The 20607-nt window shown below is 64.4% G+C and carries 18 protein-coding genes; 6 read left to right on the top strand and 12 right to left on the bottom strand.

Translation table 11 applies throughout. The annotated features are described in order from the left end of the window. Nucleotides 1-212: 212 nt before the first annotated feature. Both ACWJKU_RS06955 and ACWJKU_RS06960 read right to left on the bottom strand, forming a co-directional pair. Nucleotides 213-410: a hypothetical protein gene (locus tag ACWJKU_RS06955; RefSeq protein WP_454147092.1), complete on the bottom strand. Its 198-nt coding sequence runs from the start codon at nucleotides 408-410 to the stop codon at nucleotides 213-215. After that, a complete protein-coding gene (locus tag ACWJKU_RS06960; RefSeq protein ID WP_454147094.1) occupies nucleotides 407-1525 on the bottom strand; it encodes an IS4 family transposase in 1119 nt (372 codons plus the stop codon). The genes ACWJKU_RS06955 and ACWJKU_RS06960 overlap by 4 nt, the downstream gene beginning before the upstream one ends. A gap of 358 nt (nucleotides 1526-1883) precedes the next feature. Between ACWJKU_RS06960 and ACWJKU_RS06965 the strand changes: the two genes are divergently transcribed. From ACWJKU_RS06965 to ACWJKU_RS06985, 5 genes are all read left to right on the top strand, one after another. Then, nucleotides 1884-2393 (top strand): hypothetical protein, encoded by a 510-nt coding sequence (locus ACWJKU_RS06965; protein ID WP_454147096.1) that lies wholly within the window; start codon nucleotides 1884-1886, stop codon nucleotides 2391-2393. Nucleotides 2394-3100: 707 nt separating this feature from the next. Beyond that, on the top strand, nucleotides 3101-4366 hold the full coding sequence (locus ACWJKU_RS06970; RefSeq protein WP_454147098.1) for a PepSY-associated TM helix domain-containing protein: 1266 nt from the start codon (nucleotides 3101-3103) through the stop codon (nucleotides 4364-4366). Beyond that, nucleotides 4353-4598: a hypothetical protein gene (locus ACWJKU_RS06975; protein WP_454147100.1), complete on the top strand. Its 246-nt coding sequence runs from the start codon at nucleotides 4353-4355 to the stop codon at nucleotides 4596-4598. Before ACWJKU_RS06970 ends, ACWJKU_RS06975 begins: the two co-directional genes overlap by 14 nt. 25 nt (nucleotides 4599-4623) lie before the next feature. Next, the gene (locus ACWJKU_RS06980; protein ID WP_454147102.1) at nucleotides 4624-5418 is read left to right on the top strand and encodes a TonB-dependent receptor plug domain-containing protein; all 795 of its coding nucleotides are present in this window, start codon (nucleotides 4624-4626) and stop codon (nucleotides 5416-5418) included. Next, nucleotides 5319-6872: a TonB-dependent receptor gene (locus tag ACWJKU_RS06985; RefSeq protein ID WP_454147104.1), complete on the top strand. Its 1554-nt coding sequence runs from the start codon at nucleotides 5319-5321 to the stop codon at nucleotides 6870-6872. Before ACWJKU_RS06980 ends, ACWJKU_RS06985 begins: the two co-directional genes overlap by 100 nt. A 384-nt stretch (nucleotides 6873-7256) precedes the next feature. On the opposite strand, the gene ACWJKU_RS06990 is transcribed toward ACWJKU_RS06985, so the two are convergent. After that, a complete protein-coding gene (locus ACWJKU_RS06990; protein ID WP_454147106.1) occupies nucleotides 7257-10391 on the bottom strand; it encodes an efflux RND transporter permease subunit in 3135 nt (1044 codons plus the stop codon). Further along, nucleotides 10388-11005 carry an efflux RND transporter periplasmic adaptor subunit gene (locus ACWJKU_RS06995; protein ID WP_454147108.1) on the bottom strand — a complete coding sequence of 206 codons (618 nt, stop codon included), beginning with the start codon at nucleotides 11003-11005 and terminating at the stop codon, nucleotides 10388-10390. The genes ACWJKU_RS06990 and ACWJKU_RS06995 overlap by 4 nt, the downstream gene beginning before the upstream one ends. A gap of 124 nt (nucleotides 11006-11129) precedes the next feature. Here ACWJKU_RS06995 and ACWJKU_RS07000 point away from each other — a divergent pair, with 124 nt between their 5' ends. After that, nucleotides 11130-11714 (top strand): hypothetical protein, encoded by a 585-nt coding sequence (locus ACWJKU_RS07000; RefSeq protein ID WP_454147110.1) that lies wholly within the window; start codon nucleotides 11130-11132, stop codon nucleotides 11712-11714. A gap of 336 nt (nucleotides 11715-12050) precedes the next feature. On the opposite strand, the gene ACWJKU_RS07005 is transcribed toward ACWJKU_RS07000, so the two are convergent. From ACWJKU_RS07005 to ACWJKU_RS07040, 8 genes are all read right to left on the bottom strand, one after another. Next, the gene (locus ACWJKU_RS07005; RefSeq protein WP_454147112.1) at nucleotides 12051-13265 is read right to left on the bottom strand and encodes an efflux transporter outer membrane subunit; all 1215 of its coding nucleotides are present in this window, start codon (nucleotides 13263-13265) and stop codon (nucleotides 12051-12053) included. Continuing rightward, nucleotides 13249-13701: a hypothetical protein gene (locus ACWJKU_RS07010; protein ID WP_454147114.1), complete on the bottom strand. Its 453-nt coding sequence runs from the start codon at nucleotides 13699-13701 to the stop codon at nucleotides 13249-13251. The genes ACWJKU_RS07005 and ACWJKU_RS07010 overlap by 17 nt, the downstream gene beginning before the upstream one ends. Before the next feature lie 319 nt (nucleotides 13702-14020). Then, on the bottom strand, nucleotides 14021-14149 hold the full coding sequence (locus tag ACWJKU_RS07015) for a hypothetical protein (protein ID WP_454147116.1): 129 nt from the start codon (nucleotides 14147-14149) through the stop codon (nucleotides 14021-14023). Beyond that, nucleotides 14146-15321 (bottom strand): dihydrolipoamide acetyltransferase family protein, encoded by a 1176-nt coding sequence (locus tag ACWJKU_RS07020; RefSeq protein WP_454147118.1) that lies wholly within the window; start codon nucleotides 15319-15321, stop codon nucleotides 14146-14148. Before ACWJKU_RS07020 ends, ACWJKU_RS07015 begins: the two co-directional genes overlap by 4 nt. After that, complete coding sequence (locus tag ACWJKU_RS07025; RefSeq protein ID WP_454147120.1) at nucleotides 15318-16292, bottom strand: alpha-ketoacid dehydrogenase subunit beta; 975 nt, start codon at nucleotides 16290-16292, stop codon at nucleotides 15318-15320. Before ACWJKU_RS07025 ends, ACWJKU_RS07020 begins: the two co-directional genes overlap by 4 nt. After that, nucleotides 16289-17290, bottom strand: a complete 1002-nt coding sequence (gene pdhA, locus ACWJKU_RS07030) for a pyruvate dehydrogenase (acetyl-transferring) E1 component subunit alpha (protein ID WP_454147122.1) — start codon at nucleotides 17288-17290, stop codon at nucleotides 16289-16291. The genes ACWJKU_RS07025 and pdhA overlap by 4 nt, the downstream gene beginning before the upstream one ends. After that, nucleotides 17287-19062, bottom strand: a complete 1776-nt coding sequence (gene acsA, locus ACWJKU_RS07035) for an acetate--CoA ligase (RefSeq protein ID WP_454147124.1) — start codon at nucleotides 19060-19062, stop codon at nucleotides 17287-17289. Before acsA ends, pdhA begins: the two co-directional genes overlap by 4 nt. A 106-nt stretch (nucleotides 19063-19168) precedes the next feature. After that, nucleotides 19169-20599, bottom strand: coding sequence for an RtcB family protein (locus tag ACWJKU_RS07040; RefSeq protein WP_454147126.1), 1431 nt, complete (start codon nucleotides 20597-20599; stop codon nucleotides 19169-19171). Nucleotides 20600-20607 lie beyond the last annotated feature (8 nt).

Here is a 20607-nt window from a genome sequence, read left to right on the forward strand (position 1 = left end):
CGAACGATCCGAAATGAGCGAGGATTTTCCGGCAGAACGATGAACAACCTGAATCCGGCCGTCGGAAACGACCTGAAAAGCCCTAAACCCTCTCCCCGGCCTTTCCCAAAGGGCTTACCTTTGCCCACATCTTTTTCTGTGGCTGTTCGGGTTCAGGGCCCGCCACATGTCGGCCAGGTCGTCCAGCCGCCGTAGGCCGCGCCAGACCACCGTCACCCCGGGGGACCGCCGCTGCGGCGGCCTTGATAACCGCCCAACTCGGCAATCCGCAGCGTCGCTTGCGCCAAGGTGGGCGGCCGCTTGGGCGGGGTCCGGCTGCGAAGCGTGTAACCGGCCAGCGCCTGCCACTGCTCCAGCGCGAGAAACACGTCACAGGGGAGCTCCGGCGTTTCCCGGCTCTGCATCGTCAACCCCAGCACCGCCAGGCCACCACCGCGTCAACGGCCAGATACCGTTCCAAGGTCCGAGCATTGTCAAATTGCCGATCTTCGATCCGGCAGCCGCTCTTGAGTACCTTGTGATACACCTCAATGCCCCAGCGACAGGTATACCACTGAATCCGTTCCAGCGCCGACTCCAGGTCGGTAACCGCCACCGTGGTGATGAGCAGCCAAGTCAACGGCTCCACCCCCGCCGGCGGATCCTCTTCCCGCGCCAGGATCACGTCCACCGGCAGCGCCGGTAAGTGTTCGCGAGCCCGATGCACCGGCGGCTTCAAAGACACCCGCCCGTAACGCACCGTCACCGTCGCCTCCCGCTCCCGCCGCGCTCCCTGCCGCGGCACCGTCACCCGGTAGTCGCCCGCCACCGACGGGTGCTCGATAAAGTCCCACAGATACCGCTCCTCATGGATCACCCCACGGTTCCAACAGGCCCGGATCAGCATCGGATGCGGCCACGGCTCGGCTCGCCAGAACAGGTCGTACACATCGGCTTCCCGAGCGCCGACGCTGACCAACAGGAGTTCCAGGTAGGCCGCGCTCACCGCCCGCGTGCGATCCAAACTGTCCAGCCACTTGCGGATCTCTTTCTCCGCGATCGGGCGTTGCTTGCGCCGGTGGCGCTTGCCATATTCTTCCGCACGCCGATAAATCACCTGCTGGTCCAACAACCCCAACGGCACGCGATTCGGCGTGATCGCCAGGGTGCTGTGCAGCAGAAAACCCCGATGCCGCTCATCCCCCAGCAGCCCCAGCCCTTCCGTCGCCGGATGGTGGCTATAGTCCACCTCGGTCGTGTCCTGCACCGCCAACACCACCGCTTCCCGGGCACACCGCTCCGCCGTGGCACGATAATCACTGGTCAACACCGCCTCACGCTCCACCCGCTCATTCGCCATGAACCGATACAGCCCCTTCAGGGCCGAAGGGTCTTCGACCCCCTCGGGGAGGGAGGCCGCCGGCCGTTCGCCGCGCGCCGTCGCAATGTGCACCAGCCGCTCGGTCCGACGGCTGTCCCCTAAGTCCGCTTGGCCAAACTCCTCGCGTGCCCACGCCGCCACGTGCTTCTGTTTTTCCGTGCTCATGATCGAACCCTCTTGACCGTCACCACTCAAGCTTCGATCATCACCGTGCCGTTTCGCTTCCTCCCGGGGCCCTCACCCTGAAAAGAGGCGGGCAAAGGTAAGCCCAAAGGGAGAGGGCGTTTTGAAGGTCGGGACCAGGGCGTCTGGCCCCTCGTCCTTTGGGAGAGGGGTTGGGGTGAGGGCCTGCGGCGGCCGGTGCCTTAGGCTCTTATCGCCGCGCCGGTGGTCGAGGACCCCTCGGCGAAGGCAGGAGGTGCGGTTTACCGGCAGGGTCGAAATGGCGACGTAGGAAGCGAAATGGCCTGTCCGCCGGTTCCCGATGAAGATGGACGAGTTCCCGAGAAAAAGGAGACCCGCCGTGAAAATCCTGGAAACGATCAAACACGAATTTCTTGCGATTCTTCCGCCCACGCTGTTCTTTTTCGTGAGCTTCTGTCTGCTCATCATGACCAACCAGTTGGTATTGCGGCAATACCATATTCCTACTGCCGGTTTTGCCGGTGCCGTGATCGGAGCGCTGATCGTCGGCAAGGTCGTCCTGATTGCGGACCACTTCCGATTCGTCAACCGCTTTCCGGACAAGCCGTTGATCTATAACGCGGCGTGGAAAGCCGGCATCTATTTTGCCGCCACGCTGTTGGTCCGGTATGCGGAGCACCTGATGCCTTTCCTGTCGAAGTTCGGAAATTTCGCGGAGGCCCATCGGCACCTCGTGGAAGAGATCGTCTGGCCGCATTTCTGGCTGGTCCAGATGTGGCTGCTGGTCTTGTTGTTCGTGTACTGCGCGCTCAGGGAACTGGTCCGGGCGATCGGGGAACGGGAACTCACCGCCCTGTTTTTCGGACTGCCGGGCAAGGCGAACCCGTAGCATTCCCTTGTGCCGCCTTCGGCCGGAACGGAACCGGCGAGCCTCGCGGCCATGCTCTCCCGGCTTCGCCGGGATCGTTCCCCGGTCGCGTGCATTTCATTCCCAAGCCCATGATTTGACTGCGTATTTCCGCCTTTGATCGGGTTTTCGGCTCGATTGACCCAAAGCCTCCGGCCGGATGGACGGATTTCTTCTCAAATGCATGCATCGGAAAAATTTCGTTTCCCGAGTACGGGACAGGTCCCCCATTTTCGTCAATACCGATATCGGGGCTCGAAATTTCCAGACGAATACGGGCCTATCCGTCAAAGCAAGCGACGTGGGGGGCGACTTCAGTCGCCTCCCACGACATATGACACGCGCATCCCGCGCGGAATGCCGTCAACGCAAGACGAAAACGCTCTAGGAATCACGAGCGTGGGGAACGCGACAGCGATCCGAGGGATCGGTTCCAGGGATGGATTCATATTTCGATTGTATGAACGCGAATCCGGAGGATTCAAGCATGGCTTGGGACGAAGAGGACGCCGCCGCGGTTTACCGAATCGCCGCCAACCACGAGGAACAGTAGTTCAGTCAAAAGACCGGAAATCGATCCGCGGACGCCAAGATTCGCTCCGCAAGCCGCGGCGGAGCCTTCGCATCGGCTCGGCACGCGAGGCCCGGTCCTTGCCGCAAGATACCCAAATCGAGGAGGAACGATGATCATGCCGGCCAAACCCAAAACAGCCACCCCGCGCCGGCGCCTGCGCAAATTTTGGCTCGACGTCCATCTCTATCTGGCGCTGACGGTCGGCTTCCTGTTCGTGCTGCTGGGACTGAGCGGCAGTCTCAACGTCTTCTACCTCGAACTGGACGGCCTGCTGAATCCCGAGCTGCACGTCGAGCAGACTCAGGGGCCATACCGCCCGCTGGACGAGATCATGGCGTCGGTACGGGCGGCCCATCCGAACCGCTCCGGGTCCTGGCTGGTGTTCATGCCGCGGCCCGGACAGCCGACCCTGCGGGCGGTTTATCCCAAGCCCGAAGAATCGGCCGACAAACTGCACGCACCGCTCATGGTGGATGTCGATCCCTATACTGGCGAAATCTTGAGCAGCCGGTTCTGGGGCGACACGCTGATGACCCTGGTCTACGGGCTGCACGCGAGCTTGCTGCTGGGCAAATTCGGCACGGCGGAAGTCGGCCGGATCGGTTTCAAGATCGTCGGTTTTCTCGGCGTCTTCCTCTTCGTCTCCGTAGCGACGGGGCTCTATCTCTGGTGGCCGCGCGGCGGCAAGTTTCGGCAAGCCCTCACCCTCAAGCGCGGCGCTAGCGCCGTGCGGCTGAACTACGACCTGCACAAAACCTGCGGCGTTTACGCTGCCGTCGTGCTGCTGGTTCTGGCCTTCACCGGATTCTCCTTCGCCTACCGGGATTGGATCAGACCGGTTGTGGCCTGGTTGTCGCCAGTGAACGCGGAGCCGTTCAAGAATCCCCTGGAATTGAAGTCGACCCCCTTGCCCGGCGCCGAGCCCATTTCCATCGATCAGGCGGTGGCGATCGCCGACCGGGTGTTCCCCGGCGCGGAACTGCGTTGGATCGCCACCCCCGACGGCCCCGACGGTTACTACGCCGTCGAAAAGCGCCAGGACGGCGAGGCGAACGTCCGCCGGCCCCGCAGCAAGGTATGGATCGACCAGTACAGCGGAGAGATTCTGAAGATCGAGGACCCGAACGCCTTCACCGCCGGCGAAACCTTCCTCAACCTCCTATGGCCCCTGCACAACGGCGAGGCCCTGGGGCTGCCGGGGCGCATTCTGGTCTGCGCCACCGGACTCGTCCCCTTGGCGCTCTACGTCACCGGTCTGATCCACTGGCTGAGAAAGCGGCAGGCCCGCCGGTTCGCGAGAGCCGCCGATCGAGAGCAGGAAACGAAGGTCCGGCCGATTTCCGTTTTGACAGCCAAGGAGGTTCGCGATGAATACCGATAATCCGCTCGCCGCCCGCGCCCGGCTTTCCGTGACAGATGCCCCTCTGTCCGATGATAGCCAAAGCCGGCTCTGGTTTTTGTGGACTCTGGAGCCCGACAGCGCGCCGTACAACCTGGGTTTTCTGCTGCGCATTCGTGGCGGCTTGGATATGGCGGCGGCGCGGGGCAGTCCGGAACGGATCGTGGGCTGCCACGAAATTCTGCGTACCCGGTATCCGAAAACAACAATCTAACGTCTAAAACGGAGAAACAATAACAATGAAGAACGATTTTTTGCCGCCGTCGCCCGCTTGCCGCCTGCGGCACAAGCTGGTCATCGCGGGCATGCTGTTTCCGCTGTGCACCTGGGGGGAGGGCACGGCGCAGTCCGGCGAGCCGGATCGCGAGGATCGGGTTCCCGCGGTCCCTTCAAACGCCAAGGGACCGATCGACGCGGAGTCCGCGCCGAGCGCGGAGCTGTCGCGCATGGTCGTGACCGATACGGCGGACGGCGCCGATCCGCCTTATCAGGCCGAAATCTCCACCGCCGGGACCAAGATGCCGGTGGAAATCACCCGCATCCCGCAAGGCATCCAGGTGATCACCGAAACCGCCATCGAGGACCGGGGCGCCGTCAGCATCGGCGACATCGTCAAGCAAGTACCGTCCGCCAGCGTGTTCGGGTCGCGCTATAGTCGCTTCCCGGCAGTGAATATTCGGGGATTTCGGGCCGACCGGGTTCGCAACGGAATTCGGCAAGAGTTCCTGCCCGATTCCAACGATTTTTCCGCCCTCAGCCATATTCAAAGCATAGAGATCCTGAAAGGGCCGGGCAGCACGGCCTTCGGGCAAGGCGGCGACGGCGGCGGGATCATCAACGTCGTCACCAAACGACCCTACGACTGGTTCGGCGCCGAAGTCAGCTTTACCCGCGGCGGCTGGGACGGATTCGACGGCGACATCACCAGCGGCCAGTGGGATTTGAATGCGCCCTTGACGCCGGACGGCGCCTTGAAGGCGCGCTTCACCGGCGAAATCGAGGTTCCGACACGTTCATCAATTACCAGGAGCTAAACCGGGAGAATTTTGGCTTGGCCCTGGCCTGGGACAACGGCGGGCCGGTGCGCGGCTTCCTCAATGCCGAGTATCAGCACCGACAGAGTCTGGCGAATCCGGGACTTCCCGCGATCGGGACGGTTCAGAGCAGTAGAGGTTTGGGCCGGGTGTCGCGCGACACCTATCTCGGCGAGCCGAGGTTCGACAATCTCGATGTCGACTCTCCTTTGGTTCAAGCCTGGCTCGATATCGACGTGGCCGAGAACTGGAAGGTGTCGCCGCGGTTTCAGTACTTCGAAATCAACACTCGCCAGGATCAGATGTTTTTGGGCGCGACCACGCTCGATCCGGTGAATGGGCGCATCAACGTGTCGCGTACGGGCCGCTCCGACTTCCTGGAACGCGACCGTAATTTCATCGGGCAAATCGACATCACCGGCACCTTGGAGACCGGACCGCTGAAACACCAGATCTTTCTCGGCGGCGATTACACTAACCACCATTTCAAGGGGGGATTTTTTCCCCGGATCAACGTCTCCAGCATCAATGCGCTTGATCCTGTCTATCTCGATACGAGTCCTGCGCCAAGCACTACCGAACTGAACTTCGGAGGCAATTTTGAGGTGGGGGCGGTCGCTTTTCAGGATGTCATATCGATTACCTCCAAATTCGATCTGATGGGCGGCGTTCGGCATTCCAGGGTAAGCGGAAAGAGGAAAATCGTGACTGGCAGAGTGGTGGAGACGGATACCGACAACACTATCTTTCAGGGGGGCGGCACGTTTCACGTCACCGATTCCGTCCATCTGTTCGCCGGCTACGGGGAAGGCTTCAACGTCTCAGATGCGGTCGGCTTCGGCACCGCCGACGGCAAGCCTTTCGATCTCGGGCAGTCGGAGCAGGTGGAAGCCGGCATCAAGGTCAACTTCCCCTGGGGCCTGACCGGAACGGCATCGTATTTCGATATCACGCGGACCAACGTGAGCACGCCGGATCGAAACAATCCGGGCTTCCAGGTGCAGACCGGCGAGGTACGGTCCAAAGGCGCCGAGGTCGAGTTGGCCTATCAGATCACCGACCAATGGTTCGTCCAGGGCGGCTATGCCTTTACCGACGCGGAGATCACCAAGAGCAACGCGAGCGATGTCGGCAATCGCTTCCAAAACATTCCGGAGCACCAGGCCAATATCTGGACCCATTACCGGTTCGACCAAGGACTACTCGAAAATCTGACCCTTTCCACCGGCGTGAATTTCGTCGGCGACCGGCCGCTGGACAACGCCAACACCGTCAACCTTCCGAACTATACGACTTGGGATTTGGGCGCCTCCTATACCTACGAGAACGTGAAACTGGAACTGTTCGCCAACAACGTGCTGGATAAGCGCTACTTCATCGCGAACGATTCCGGCCTCACGGTATTCCCCGGCGATCCGCGGACGATCATGGGACGGATATCGTTTCAATATTAACCGGATCGGGGCGCAAGGATGCGCCGTGAAGATATCGACGTTCCATTCGAATCCGGATAAGAGCCTATCCCAGCAGGATCGAGAAACCCTTCGACAAGCTCAGGGCGAACGGCCTACTGGGTAGGCTCTAAACCGGGGCGAAAAACGCACCAAGGAAGCTCTAATTGAATCTCCAATCCGGCGGAGCGGCCCGGACCACCGATTGATCTGGCAGCCTCTCACTCAACTCTTTCCAATCGCAAACGCGTCGCCCTGGAAAAGGGGCCGGCCGGCGTTCCTCCCCGGCTTGTCGTTGCCCGGATGGGCCGGCGGCATCGTGCGGTTCGAGGCATTTCTCGTCGATTCGGGCGGAAAACTTTGCCTTGCGCCGGGCGCGGCTGTCCTTCATCGGCGCCATTCGGTTCGCGCGCCGGGCCGATGGAGATTTGCTTTTATCAAGGTCCGGACATCGTTGAGCACGGCATAGCAGGCGGGAATCAGGATCAGGGTCGCGGTCATGCCGAACACGAGGCCGAAGGTGAGCGAAAGCGTCACGGGCACCAGGAATCTGGCCTGCTCGCTGGTTTCGAACAGCATCGGGAAGAATCCGGCCAGGTTGGTCAGGGAGACCAGCACGATCGGGCGGAATCGGGATGCGCAGGCTTCGGCGATGATGTCGCCCTGGCGTCCGGCTTCGCTGCCGCGCTTGCGAATATAGTCCAGCAGCACGATGCTGTCGTTCACCACCACGCCGCTGGCCGCCACCATGCCCACCAGCGACTGGAACGACAGGGTCAGGCCCAAGGCCCAGTGGATCAGCACCGCGCCCAGCCAGGCCACGGGCGCGGCGAGCATGAACAGCAGCGGTTGCAGATAGGAGCGGAAGCTGACGGCGATGAGGGCATAGATGCCGGCGAGGGCGATCAGCGTGTTGCGTTCGAGTCCCTCGGCGACCAGGTCGGCTTCCTCCTTGGCCGCTCCGCCGGAGATCGTGAGCGAGGGATGGCGGTTTCGAAGCTCCTTGAAGAAACCCTGCTCCAGGTTCTTGAAGAGAGCGTCCCCCTTGAACGAGGCCGCATCGTTCAGACGCACGTGGAGGGAAACGATGCTTTGCCGGTCTTCGCGGGTGAGGGCGCCGAATCCCGGCGCGAAGCCGACATCGGCCAGAACGCCCAGCGGTGCCTGGCCGCCTTCCGGCAGACGTACCGGCAAGGCCCTGAGATTTTGCAGAGATTCCCGTTCGTCGCGCGGGTAGCGCACCATGATCTTGACCTCCTCGCGGCCACGGATGAAACGCTGGGCTTCCTCTCCGTAGTAGGCGTGCCGCACCTGCTCGGCGAGATCGCGCAGCCTGAGGCCCAGGCGTTCGGCTTCGGGCGTGAGGCGGAGGCGGACTTCGGGCTTGCCCGGCCGGCGGGAGTCCTCGATTTCCTCGATGCCCGGAAAGCCGGCGATTTTCGCCTTGAGCGCTTCCGCCGCGGCATCCAGGACCGCCGGGTCGGGCGAGCCCAGTTCCACTTCCAGATCGATCACGTCCTGCTCGGTCGGCGTGTGGAAATCGGGCCGAAAATTCCCCACGTCGCCGACATGGCGATACCAGAGCTGGATCAGATCGCGAATGTGAAACTGCTGGCGCGCCTCGCTGGAAAACTCGACCCAGAGGGTGGGGTCGGTTTCGTTGACGAATATGTCCAGACCTTCCACCACCGAAGGCGAACCGGGCGGTTGCCGGGCGTTCAGTTCGGCCTCGGCCTTGTGCAGCGCGCCGACGAACTGGCGCACCCGCGCCTGGGTTTCCGGGTAGGGCGTGCCCAGGGGCGGGCGCAGGTGTATGTGGAAATTGTCGTAGCCCACGTCTTCTTCGAGGGAAACCTTGACATAGTCGGCATGGATCAGCGCCCAGCCGACGATCACCGCGCCGGCGAACAGGGCCACCGTGGCATAGCGCCAGGCCAGCACCTGCCGCAGGAAGGGCTGGTAGCCGCGCACCAACATGACGTCCAGGCCGCCGTTGAGAGTGGCGCGCAGCCGCGTCAGAAAATTCGGCGTCCTGGCCAGTTTCGAAGGCTCGGCGGCAAGGTGGGAGGGCAGGATCAGCAAGGCCTCCACCAGTGAGAAGGCCAGCGACAGTATCATCACCACCGCCACCGGCTTCATGAAGCGCGTGGCCCAACTGGGCGGCACGAACAGCCCCGGCAGGAAAGCGATCAGACCGATGCTCACGCCGAGCACGACCGGCACCGCGACATCCCGTACGCCCCGGATGGCCCCCTTGAGTCCGGTGATTCCGCGGGTCTGGAGTTCGTGGACCCGTTCGCTGACGATGATGGCGTCGTCCACCATTACGCCCAGGGCCAGCAGGAAGCCGAACAGGGACAGCATGTTGAGGGTCACGCCGGCGGCGGGCATCCACCACAGCGCCCCGAACACCGAGATCAGGATGCCCACCGCCGCCCACAGCGCCACCCGCGTGCTCAGGAACAGCATCAGCACGAGCAGGACCAGCAGAAAGCCGGTGACGGCCTCGAACACCAGGGTATCCAGCAATTCGGCGAAGGAGCGCGCGTTGTCGCGCCGGGTCGCGATCTCGATGCCTTCCGGCAGGCGAGGGGCCAAGCCCTCCACATAGTCTTTCACCACTTGCGCCGTTTCCACCAGATCGTGCTGGGCGATCACGCCGATGGTTTCGGAAGTGCGGCCGTTGCTGAAATTCTCGGCGCCTTCGTCGGCGAAGCCGTCGGTCACGGAGGCGATATCGCCCAGCTTGACCGTGGTGCCGTCGGGGTAGGTGCGCAGGGTCAGATCCAGCAGGGCGTTCCGGTCGTAAGCCGTGCTTTTGGCGCGCAACTGGAATTCCCCGGTCGGCGCTCGGACCACGCCGCCGGGCAGGTCCAGCGAGCTCCGGCGGATCGCCTCGGCCACGTCCGCAAGGGTCAGTTGATGCTGACGCAGGCGTTCCGCCGACACGTCCACGGCGATTTCGTAGGCGATGGTGCTCCAGAGTTTGGCCAGACGCACGCCTGGCAGCGTGCCCAGATCGTCCCGCACGCGTTCCGCCAGCCGCCGCAGGGTGAGCATGTCGGTATCGCCGTACAGCACCACCGAGATGGCCGGAGTTTCCCAACTGGTGTCGTCGATGTCGATTTTTTCGACGGCGTGGGGCAGGTTGCGCAGAGTCTGGGTGCGAGACCGGATGTTCAGGGCCAGTTCCTTGGTATCGTAGCCCTGCTGTACGTGGACCGTGATCCGGCAGTCGCCGTCCAGCGCCTCGCTGCTCAAGCGCTTGATTCCGACCAGATCGTGAATCGCCTCCTCGATGGGGATGCAGACGCTTTCCTCGACTTCCGCAGGGCCGGCGCCGGGATATTCGGCGCTGATCCGGACCGCGGTAGGCGCGAACCGCGGATAAGCTTGCCTGTCCATGCTCTGCAAGCTCAGGGCGCCGCCTACGAAGATGACGATCATCAGCAGATTGGCGGCCACCGGATTGGCGGCGAACCAGGCGAGCACGGAGCGCCGTCCGAAGGAACCCGGATTCATGAGCCGTTCCTCGAGGAGGATTCGACCTGAAGCGGCGTATCGGGTCCCTTTACGGTCACCTTCATCCCCTCGACCGGCAGGTCGACGCCCGAGACCATCACCCGCTCTCCGGATGCGATGCCGCCGGTTACGATCGCTTCGTCGCGGTCATTGCGCAGGATTTCGATCGTGCGGAGCCTGAGGCGTCCTTCGGAATCGATCACATAGACCTGATAACCCGAGCGCAACGCCGCTTGCGGCACCCGGACCAGATCGTTCCGCGGCAGGCCTTCGATCTCGGCGCGCACGAACAGGCCCGCCGCCAGCGGCGGGCGATCTTTTCGATAGCCGTAGGGCTCGCGAACTTCGGCCACGGCGTAGAGCATGCCGGTCTTGTCGTCCAGAGTGCCCTCGGTGCGGACGATGCGGCCCTCCCAATGGTGAAGCTTGCCGCCGAAGCGGGCGCTCAGGGTGACGGCGGGACCGGTCCGTTCGTTGCGCCCGTCGGCATAGCCGAGCGGGAGATCGATGAATTCCGTCTGATCGGCGGGGATGGGAAGCCGAACTTCGGCGACGTCGGTGGCATACAGTCGGGCCAGCGCTTCCCCGATCGCCACGTATTGACCGATATCCACCTGCTTGCTGCGGACGCGTCCGGCGAAGGGCGCGTAAAGCTCGCAGCGCGCGCTTGAGCCGGGCTTCGGTGAGTTCGGCTTCGGCAGCGGCGAGCTTGGCCCGCCGTTCTTCGAGATGCGGTTTGTGCAGTACGAAGTCGGTGGGTTCGCCGCCGCCCAGCGCCTGCCATTCCTCCGCGGCCTGCTCGGCTTCCTCCTGTTCCCGCAACAGTTCTTTGCGGGCTTCCGCCACCAGGGCCCGGGCTTTGGTCACGGCGTAGTCGTAGTCGCGCGGATCGATGGTTACCAGCACTTCGCCGGACTCGAAAAAGCCGCCGACGGCGAAGGCGGGATGAATGCGGATGACCTTGCCGGCCACCTCGGAAACCAGATTGATCTCGGTGCGCGGCGTGACCACACCTTGAGAATGGACGTTCAGCTTCACCGTCTCGGGCTTTGCCAAGACTACTTCGACCGCGGGCGGCTCCCGTTCCGCGACCTTCGGTTTGACTTCGGCCTTGCGGTCGATCAGCGCCCAGGCGGTTACGGTGCTCGCGCTCAGCAAAAGGAACGGCAGCAGGATTTTCAGGGTGAACGTGTTGATGGACATGTCGGGTTCAGCATGAAGGATCGATGGAAAGACCAAATGGTTTCAGAGGCGATGTGTCGGTGCGAACTCGCCCGAGATCGCGGGCCAAAGCCCGCTCCCACGGAGAGAGGCGCTGCTTGAGCCGCCGTAGATCGGCCATCCTTTGCCGACCAACGGGATCTTGCGCGTGGGTCCGGCCGTAGGGCGCGCCGTGTGCGCTGGACTTCGACGCCGGCTCCGAGCTCAACGTCCTCGCTCTCATACGCCTCCGCCCAGAGCCAAATACAGGCCGATCCGGTTGTTGAGCAACTGCCGCTTGACCGCGAGATGCGCGCTTTGCGCGTTCAAGGTGCTGCGGTAGCTGTCGAGCAGGGTGAGGATTTCGATGAAGCCGTGGCGGTAGGAATAGACGGCCAGCTTGCGGCTCGCCTCGGTTTGCTCGACCGCTTCCTTGAGCGCCTTTTCCTGCTCCCGCAGTCACTCCTCGGCGGCGAGGGATTGCTCCACCTCGCGGAAGGCATGGAGCGCCGTGTTCTTGTAGCGATTCAGCGCTTCTTCCGCCAGCGCCCGGTTCAGCCGAATCTCGCCCATGATCCGCCCGCCGGTGAAGAGCGGCTGGAGAAGGCCCATTGCGACGTTCCAGACCGCCGCGCGGGGGTCGACCAGTTCGGTCAGGGCGGGGCTGCGGGTTCCGCCGGTAGCGGTGAGCGCCACCCGCGGCAGGAGGGCCTTTTTCGCGCTCTCCACCCGGAAATCGGCGGCGCGCAGCCGATCGAAAGCGGCGATCAGATCGGGGCGTCGTTCGATCAGTTCCGAGGGCACTCCGGCCGGCACCGGGGCGGGCGGTTCGGGCAAGGACGGCGTCGCCGTCAGGCGGTTCGCCGGGTAGCGTCCCAGCAAGACTTCCAACAGGCGGGCGAGGCTTTGCGCCCGGTTGCGCTCCGCCGCCAACTGGGACTCGGCGTTGGCCAGGTCGGTGAGCGCCAGGCGCAGATCGAGGCCGCGCGCCAGGCCCCGGGCGAAGCGGCCGCGCACCAGTTCGGCGATGGTGCGGCGATCCCGGATCGATTGTTCGGCGACGTCCACCTGAAGCCTGGCCTCGGCCAGCTCGAAATACGCTTGCGCCGTCCGCGCCGCCAGGGACAGGCGCGCGGCGCGGAAATCGGCTTCGGTCGCTGTGGCCTCCTGAACGGAGGCATCCCGGAAGGCGCGTATCCGGCCCCAGACGTCCAGTTCCCAGTCGAGCGTGAACAGGGCTTCGAAGGCGCCGAATTCGGTCGAGCCGAAGCCTGCGCTGCGCACCTGGGCGCGCTCGTAGCCGGGCGCGAAATAAAGCTGCGGCCAGCGTCCGGCGCCGTCGATGCGGGCCTGCTCCCGGGCCGCCTCCACCCGGGCCGCCGCCGCCTTCAGATCGTAGTTGTCGGCCAGGGCGGAACGGACCAGGCGATCCAAATCGGGATCTTCGAAGGTTTCCAGCCAGTGTTCGAAGGCCGGTCGGCTGGGCTCGCCGGTTCCGGTCCAATGGGCGGGGATGCCGGCGCCTACGCTGGCGGCATCCCGTTCCGGCACCCACTGGCATCCATTCATCGCCAGCGGGAGCAAGATCGAAAACCATCCGGAAATGCGGAGAGAGAAGCGATTTCGTGGAAAGTCGATGAGTCTGCGCAAAGTCAAGTCAATCCTTTCGAGCACGCGGTTTCGGTCGATTCGGGGAGGGGACGTGCGTGGCGAAGCCGCTGCGCCCGCCGCTTTCTGAGCCAGATGACGATGCCGGGACCGACAGCATGACCGCCGCGAGCCCCGGAACGCAAACCGACATGCGGTAGGGCAGGTCGAACAGCTTGGCTTCGTGCAGGGCATAGAGCCATTGCGTGACCGTGCGGCCGGAATGCTGGCCGGTCGGCCGATAGACATCCAGCAGGCGTCCGGAATAGAGATCGAAATCGACCGCCGTGTCGCCGTTCCCGTTCCCCACGTCCAGGTTGCTCCTGACTCGGTAGTGATAGCGCCCCCGTTCCGGAGTCCCGCAATTCACGGCGGTCCATGCCCCGTCGGCGAGGGTGCCGGCGCGGACTTTGATCGCCGCGATCAACGGCATGAACGGAATAAGGGTCGGATATGACGGCATCGGTTGCTCCAGGGTAGGTGGAACCGGCAAAAACCGCGGCGATGCGGTCGCCTCACCTGTTAAGACGTTCGAGCGGCCGGAAACCCGTACACGCCCGGGATGATTTTTCGATTCGGCAATCGGTGGGCATGGGCCTTTTCCGATTCGATGTAGCGCTCGCCACGCTTTAGCGAAAAAGGCGCTGGATCTGGGGGTGGATCGTTCAGGAAAGCTTCGCGGCCAGATAGTCGACGATGGCATCGACGGTCGTGAGCCGGCGGTAGTCCGCCTCGGGAATCTCGACCTTGAGGCGGCGATGGAGGCCGATCAGGAAATTGAGCTAATCCATAGAGTCGAGGTCGACCTGATCGCGCAGCGGCCGGCTCGGCGAAAGTTCGCCCGGCTCGACTTCCGGGGCGATGCCCGTCAAGGTTGCAATCACGATGTCGCGGATCTCGTCCGGGTTCATAAGGTGTCCGGGTGTTGCAGCAAACGGGAAATTTCGGTGAGGAACAGCGCGCCCTGGTGGCCGCTGCTGACGCGGTGGTCGGCCGAGAGCGTGACCGTTGCGCAGGGCATGGCGATCACGGAGTCCTGCTCGACCCAGGGCCGCCGGGCGACGGCGCCGAAACCCACCAGCGCCACTTGCGGCGGATAGATGACGCCATAAACCGCTTCGACTCCCAGATCGCCGAGATGGGTGACGGTGATCGTGGGATCGGTCATCTCGGAACTGCGGAGGCTGCCGGCCCGCGCCCGTCCGACCAGATCGTTGAGATCGGCCATCAGGGTCCCGAGGTCTTTTCGGTCGGCATCGTGGATTGCAGGGGCGACCAATCCGCCTTGGCGCAGCGAGATGGCGACGCCCACGTGCACGGCGGGGCTGGGAGCGAACCGGCCGTCCCGGCAGAATCCGTTCATGGCGGGATGTTTCCGGCAGGCGAGAGCCACGGCCTTGATGAACAGTACGGCGAGTAGCACGCGCTCGGTTATCGGCCGCGACGCATTCCAGGATTCCAGCCAAGTCGACGCTGTGCCCAGCGGAACGGTCTCACCGAGGTAGTAATGGGGAATCTCCCGTTTTGAGCGGGCCATCGCGGCCGCCATCGCGCGCCGCATTTCCTCGGCTTTGTCGGCCGGATGCGGGGCCGCGGTAGCGAGTTTGGCGGCGGCGCGCTCGACGTCTTCCAGCGTGACGGCTCCCTCCGGGCCGCTGCCCATAATGGCGGCGACGTCGAGTCCCAGTTCTGCGGCGCGCTTCCGGGCGGCCGGCGAGATACGCCGGCGCGCTGAGGGCATGGCTGCGGCGGGCGCGGCCACGGGTGCGGTTGGCGTAGCCGGTGCGGTCGGTGCAATCGGTGTAGCCTTGGCCTCGGCCGGAGCAGCCCGCTCGGGAGGCGTCTCGTCCGGCGCCAGCAGCGTGGCCAGCACCGTGCCCACCGGAATCGTTTCTCCGGGCTGGATCACGAGTTCGTGGACGATGCCTTCGTCCCAGATTTCGACCTCCACCGCCGCCTTGGAGGTATCCACCACGGCCACGATATCTCCGCGTTTGACGCGGTCGCCGCGCTTGATTTTCCATTCCAGCAGTTTGCCCTCGTCCATGTCGGCGCCGAGGGAGGGAAGTTTGAATTCGATCATCTTTTTCCGCACAGGGCCTGGGCGGCCGCCACGATCTTGGGCACCTGCGGCAGCGCTGCCTCTTCGAGATGTTTGGGATAGGGTATCGGCACTTCCTCGCTGCACACGCGCGCCGGCGGGGCGTCGAGATCGTAGAACGCCTCTTCGGCGATCCGCGCCATGATTTCGGCGGCAAGGCCGCCGCTTTTCCAGTTCTCGTCGACGATGACGGCGCGATGGGTTCGGCGCACCGAATCGATGAGGGTTTCGGTATCGAGGGGACGCAGCGCCCTGAGATCGATGACCTCGGCGTCGATGCCCTCTTGAGCCAACTGCTCGGCCGCCGCAAGGGTCTTGGGCAGCGAGCCGCCATAGGTAATCAGGCTGATCTGCGTGCCCGGACGCCGCACGGCGGCACGGGTGATGTCGACGGGCGAGTCCGACGTTTCGGCTTCGAGGTTATAGAGCTGAACGTGCTCGAAGATGACCACCGGGTCCGGATCTTCGAGCGCGGGCCGGAGCATGCCGCGCGCGTCGGCGACGGTGGCCGGGGCGAGCACCCGCAGTCCCGGTACGTGCGCGTACCAGCCCTCCAGACTGTGGGAATGCTGGGCGGCCAGTTGCCGCCCGGCGCCGGTCGCCATCCGGATGACCAGCGGCACCGAAAACTGGCCGCCCGACATGTGGCGCATCAAGGCCGCGCTGTTGACGATCTGGTCCAAGGCCAGCAGGCTGAAATTCACGGTCATGACCTCGACGATCGGGCGCATGCCGCCCAGCGCGGCGCCGACGGCGATGCCCACGAAGCCGAGTTCGGAAAGCGGCGTGTCGCGGATGCGCTCGGGACCGAATTCGTCGAGGAGTCCCTTGGTCACGGCATAGGTCCCGCCGTATTTGCCGATGTCCTCGCCCATCAGGAACACCCGCTGGTCGCTCTGAAGCGCTTCCCGCAACGCCTCGCGCATGGCTTCGCGGTAGGTCGTGCGGCTCACGGGCCGTCCCTCGGCGTGACGACGTCGCGGGTGAGGTTCTCGACCGGCTCGAAAGTGCCCGCTTCCGCGAAGGCCACCGCCCGGCTGACCTCTTCCTCGGCGGCGCGCTCGATCTCGATAAACCCTTCTTCGCTCAGCAGTCCCTGCTGTTTAAGGCGGTCGGAGAAGGTGCGGATCGGGTCGCGGGTTTTCCATGCCTCGACCTCCTCCTTGCTGCGGTAAAGCTCGGCATCGAACATGGAATGCGCGCGAAACCGGTAGGTTTGGTATTCGACGAAGAACGGGCCGTTCCCGGCGCGCACATGGGCGTACGCCTGTTTCGTAGCCTCGTGCACGGCGACCACGTCCATGCCGTCGGCGCGGAACGTCGGCACCTTGTGACAAGCCGCCTTGGCGCAGAGATCGGTTTGCGCCTGGGAACGGGGCAGGGCCGTGCCCATGGCGTAGAAATTGTTTTCGCAGCAGAACAGTACCGGCAGACGCCACAGCGCCGCGAGATTCATCGATTCGTGGAACACGCCCTCCGCCATGGCGCCCTCGCCGAAGAAACAGACCGTGACGCGCTCGTCGCCCCGCATCCGGTCGGCGAGCGCCAAGCCCGCGGCCAGGGGCAGACCGCCGCCGACGATGGCATTGCCGCCGAAAAACCGGGTTTTGGCATCGAACAGGTGCATGGAGCCGCCGCGACCGCGCGAGCAGCCTTCCTGCTTGCCGTACATCTCGGCCATGATGCTGTCCATCGAAATGCCGCGCAGCAGGGCATGCCCATGCTCGCGATAGGTGGCGACGACGTTGTCGTCCGGGCCGAGCGCGTGGATCGCGCCGGTGGCCACGGCCTCCTCGCCGACGTAGAGGTGCAGGAACCCGCGAATCTTGGCGGCGCCGTAGAGCTCGGCGCATTTCTCTTCCATGCGCCGGATTCGCACCATGTCGGCCAGCAGCTGCAGCGCGAATTCGCGGGAGTAGGGCACGGGACCTGTGGGCGGGGGAGCGATCATGTACTGCCCTCCAGGGTAGAGAGGTCGCCTTCGGGCAGCCCGAGCTCGCGGGCTTTCAAGAGCCGGCGCATGATCTTGCCGCTCCGGGTCCGCGGCAAGGCCGGAACGATGTCCAGTTCCTTGGGTGCGACGGCGGCGCCGAGGCGTTTCCGGGCGTGGCCGAGAATGGCCATGCGCAGCGCTTCGCTCGCCTCGTGCCCGGCCTTCAGCGACACGAACGCCTTGACGATTTCGCCCACGACCGGATCGGGCTTGCCGATCACGCCGGCCTCGGCTACGGCCGGATGCTCCATCAGAACGCTTTCGACTTCGAACGGGCCGATCAGGTGGCCGGCGGATTTGATGACGTCGTCCGCGCGCCCGACGAACCAGAAGTAACCGTCGGCATCGCGCTTGGCCAGGTCGCCGGTCAGGTAAAGATCGCCCGCGAAACACTTGCGGTAGCGCTCGTCCTGATTCAGATAGCCGCGAAACATGGACGGCCAGCCGACCCGCAGCGCCAGTTCGCCCTGGGTGTTCGGAGCATCGACGATGCGCGGATGACCTTCGGCGTCCCGTGCGACGATGTAGGCGTCGATGCCGGGCAGCGGCTTGCCCATCGAGCCCGGCTTGATGTCCATCGACGGAATATTGGCGATCATGATGCCGCCGGTTTCGGTCTGCCACCAGTTGTCGTGAATCGGGAGGCCCAGCGCCTCCAGCCCCCACCACACGGCTTCCGGGTTGAGCGGCTCGCCCACGCTGGCCACGAAGCGCAGATTCGGAAAGCGGTACTTGCGGGCGATCTCGGGCCCGGCTTTCATCAGCATCCGGATGGCGGTGGGCGCGGTGTACCAGACCGTGACGCCCTGCTCCTGGAGGATTTGGTACCAACGTTCGGCATCGAAATCGGCTTCGTCGACGATGCTGGTCACGCCGTGCAGCAAGGGCGCCACGATGCCGTAGGAGGTGCCGGTGACCCAGCCGGGATCGGCGGTACACCAGAAGATGTCGTCCGGGTGGAGATCGAGCGCGAACCGGCCGGTCGCATAATGCATCAGGGCGGCGCCGTGCACATGGATCGCCCCCTTCGGGGTGCCCGTGGTGCCGCTGGTGAAATGCAAAAGCGCGGGATCGTCCTCGGTCGTCGGTACGATCGTGAAGTCGTCGCTCGCCTCGGCCACCAGGCGAGCCAGATCGAGCGTACCGGAAATATCGGCAGGTGGGAAGGTATCCTGGACGATCAGCACATGCTCGAGCGTGCCGAGCTGCTGACGGATAGACTGGACCTTGCGTTTGTAGAGCGACGCCGTCGTGAGCAGCACCTTGCCCCGGCCCATGTCGATCCGTGCCCGGATCGGTTCCGGGCCGAAGGCGGAAAAAAGCGGAGTCGCCACGAGGCCCGCCTTGAGCCCGCCCAGCACGCCGGCATAGAGCTCCGGAATCCGGCCCGCCAGCACGAACAGGCTGTCGCCCTTGACGGCGCCCAGTTGCGTCAGGACATTGGCGAAGCGGTTGGAGCGCCGCCCCAGCTCGGCATACGTGATGTCCTGCGGCGAATTCTCGCGCGGCAGCCAGCGCAGCGCGACCTTGTCCCGACCGGGGCCGGCGGCATGGCGGTCGACCGTTTCATACGCGATATTGAGACCGCCGCCGGGCAATCCGGTGAGCTCGCGGCGCAAGTTCTCCCACGCGAAGACGGCGCGCGCCGCTTCGATGTCGGGAAGGTTTGGGTCTACCCGCCGATCGCTCGCGCTCTTCCGAATGATGTTGTCGGAAAATACATCCGCCACTGTCGAGCCTCTTACGAACTTTCCGGCCGCCGGTCGTCGCCGGGAACGACAAGCCGAAGCATTGCCGCAGTCATTTCAGTCCTCGCGACGATGGGAAGAGGTCGGTTCAACCCTTGATGCAAGCCATCGGTACGACCTTGGCCACCAGGCGCGCGAGCCCGGCCCGGTCCGCGGCCATGACGACATCGTGCACGTCTTTGTAGGCGCCCGGCGCTTCCTCGGCGACCCCGCGCCAGGAGGGGCTGCGCACGACGATGCCGCGCGCCGCCAGTTCGTCGATCACCTCGCCGCCCCGCCATGTCCGCGCGGCCTGATGACGGCTCATGGCGCGCCCGGCGCCGTGGCAGGCGGAGGCGAACGACAGGGTTTCGTTGCCCGCGGCGCCTGCCAGGATGTAAGAGGCCGTTCCCATCGAGCCGCCGATCAGAACCGGTTGTCCCACATCGCGAAACGCCTCCGGCAAATCCGGATGGCCCGGCCCGAAGGCCCGCGTCGCACCTTTGCGGTGCACGTAGACCCGTTTTTTCCGGCCGTCTATCCGATGCTCTTCCACTTTGCAGGTATTGTGCGAAACGTCGTAAAGCATGTCGAGCCGGGCTTCCGGCAAGATTTCCGCGAACACCCGGCGGGTCAGATGTGTGATGATCTGGCGGTTGGCCAGCGCGCAGTTGATCGCGGCGCGCATCGCGCCGAGATACTCCTGTCCGACCGGCGATTCGATTGGCGCACAGGCCAGTTCCCGGTCGGGCAGGGCGATGCCGTATTGCGCCGCGGCTGCCTGCATGCGCTTGAGAAAATCGGTGCCGATCTGGTGGCCCAAACCTCTGGAACCGCAATGGATGGCGACCACCACGTCGCCTTTTTCGAGGCCGAACGCCGCGGCGATGGCCGGATCGTAGATCTCGCCGACTTCCTGAAGTTCGAGATAATGGTTGCCCGAGCCGAGCGTCCCCATTTCCGCCCGCTGCCGCTCCTTGGCGTGAACGGATACGGCCGACGGCTTTGCGTCCGCCATCCGGCCACGCTCTTCGATCCTTTCCAGATCCCCGGCGATACCGTAGCCCTGTTGAACCGCCCACTCGGCGCCGCCGCTCAGCATCGCGTTCATTTGAGCGTCGTTGAGGCGGATGTGGCCGCGGCTGCCGACGCCCACCGGCACGGTGGCATACAGGGCTTCGGCCAGCGTCTGTTTGAGCGGGTCCACCTGCTCGCGCTTGAGGCCGGTGTGCAGGGTTCTGACCCCGCACGAGATGTCGAAGCCCACGCCTCCGGCGGACACCACGCCGCCCTGTTCGGCATCGAACGCGGCCACGCCGCCGATGGGAAAGCCATAGCCCCAATGGGCGTCCGGCATGGCGTAGCAGGCGCCGACGATGCCCGGCAGCCGGGTGACGTTCACGGCCTGTTCCCTGACTTTTTCATCCATGTTGCGAATCAGGGCTTCATCGGCATAAATGACGACCGGCACCCGCATGCCGTCGGCGGGCTCAATGCGCCAGGCGAATTCGGATAGCCGCGTCAGGCGGTTGATATCCATCGTCGACC

The sequence above is a fragment of the Methylocaldum sp. MU1018 genome (assembly GCF_053646775.1).

Bases quoted from the DNA above. Each gene is read 5' to 3' on its own strand.
- ACWJKU_RS06960 (WP_454147094.1), bottom strand. From the start codon at position 1,525: ATGAGCACGGAAAAACAGAAGCACGTGGCGGCGTGGGCACGCGAGGAG.
- ACWJKU_RS06970 (WP_454147098.1), top strand. From the start codon at position 3,101: ATGCCGGCCAAACCCAAAACAGCCACCCCGCGCCGGCGCCTGCGCAAA.
- ACWJKU_RS06975 (WP_454147100.1), top strand. From the start codon at position 4,353: ATGAATACCGATAATCCGCTCGCCGCCCGCGCCCGGCTTTCCGTGACA.
- ACWJKU_RS06980 (WP_454147102.1), top strand. From the start codon at position 4,624: ATGAAGAACGATTTTTTGCCGCCGTCGCCCGCTTGCCGCCTGCGGCAC.
- ACWJKU_RS06990 (WP_454147106.1), bottom strand. From the start codon at position 10,391: ATGAATCCGGGTTCCTTCGGACGGCGCTCCGTGCTCGCCTGGTTCGCC.
- ACWJKU_RS07010 (WP_454147114.1), bottom strand. From the start codon at position 13,701: ATGCCGTCATATCCGACCCTTATTCCGTTCATGCCGTTGATCGCGGCG.
- ACWJKU_RS07015 (WP_454147116.1), bottom strand. From the start codon at position 14,149: ATGAACCCGGACGAGATCCGCGACATCGTGATTGCAACCTTGACGGGC.
- ACWJKU_RS07020 (WP_454147118.1), bottom strand. From the start codon at position 15,321: ATGATCGAATTCAAACTTCCCTCCCTCGGCGCCGACATGGACGAGGGC.
- pdhA (WP_454147122.1), bottom strand. From the start codon at position 17,290: ATGATCGCTCCCCCGCCCACAGGTCCCGTGCCCTACTCCCGCGAATTC.
- ACWJKU_RS07040 (WP_454147126.1), bottom strand. From the start codon at position 20,599: ATGGATATCAACCGCCTGACGCGGCTATCCGAATTCGCCTGGCGCATT.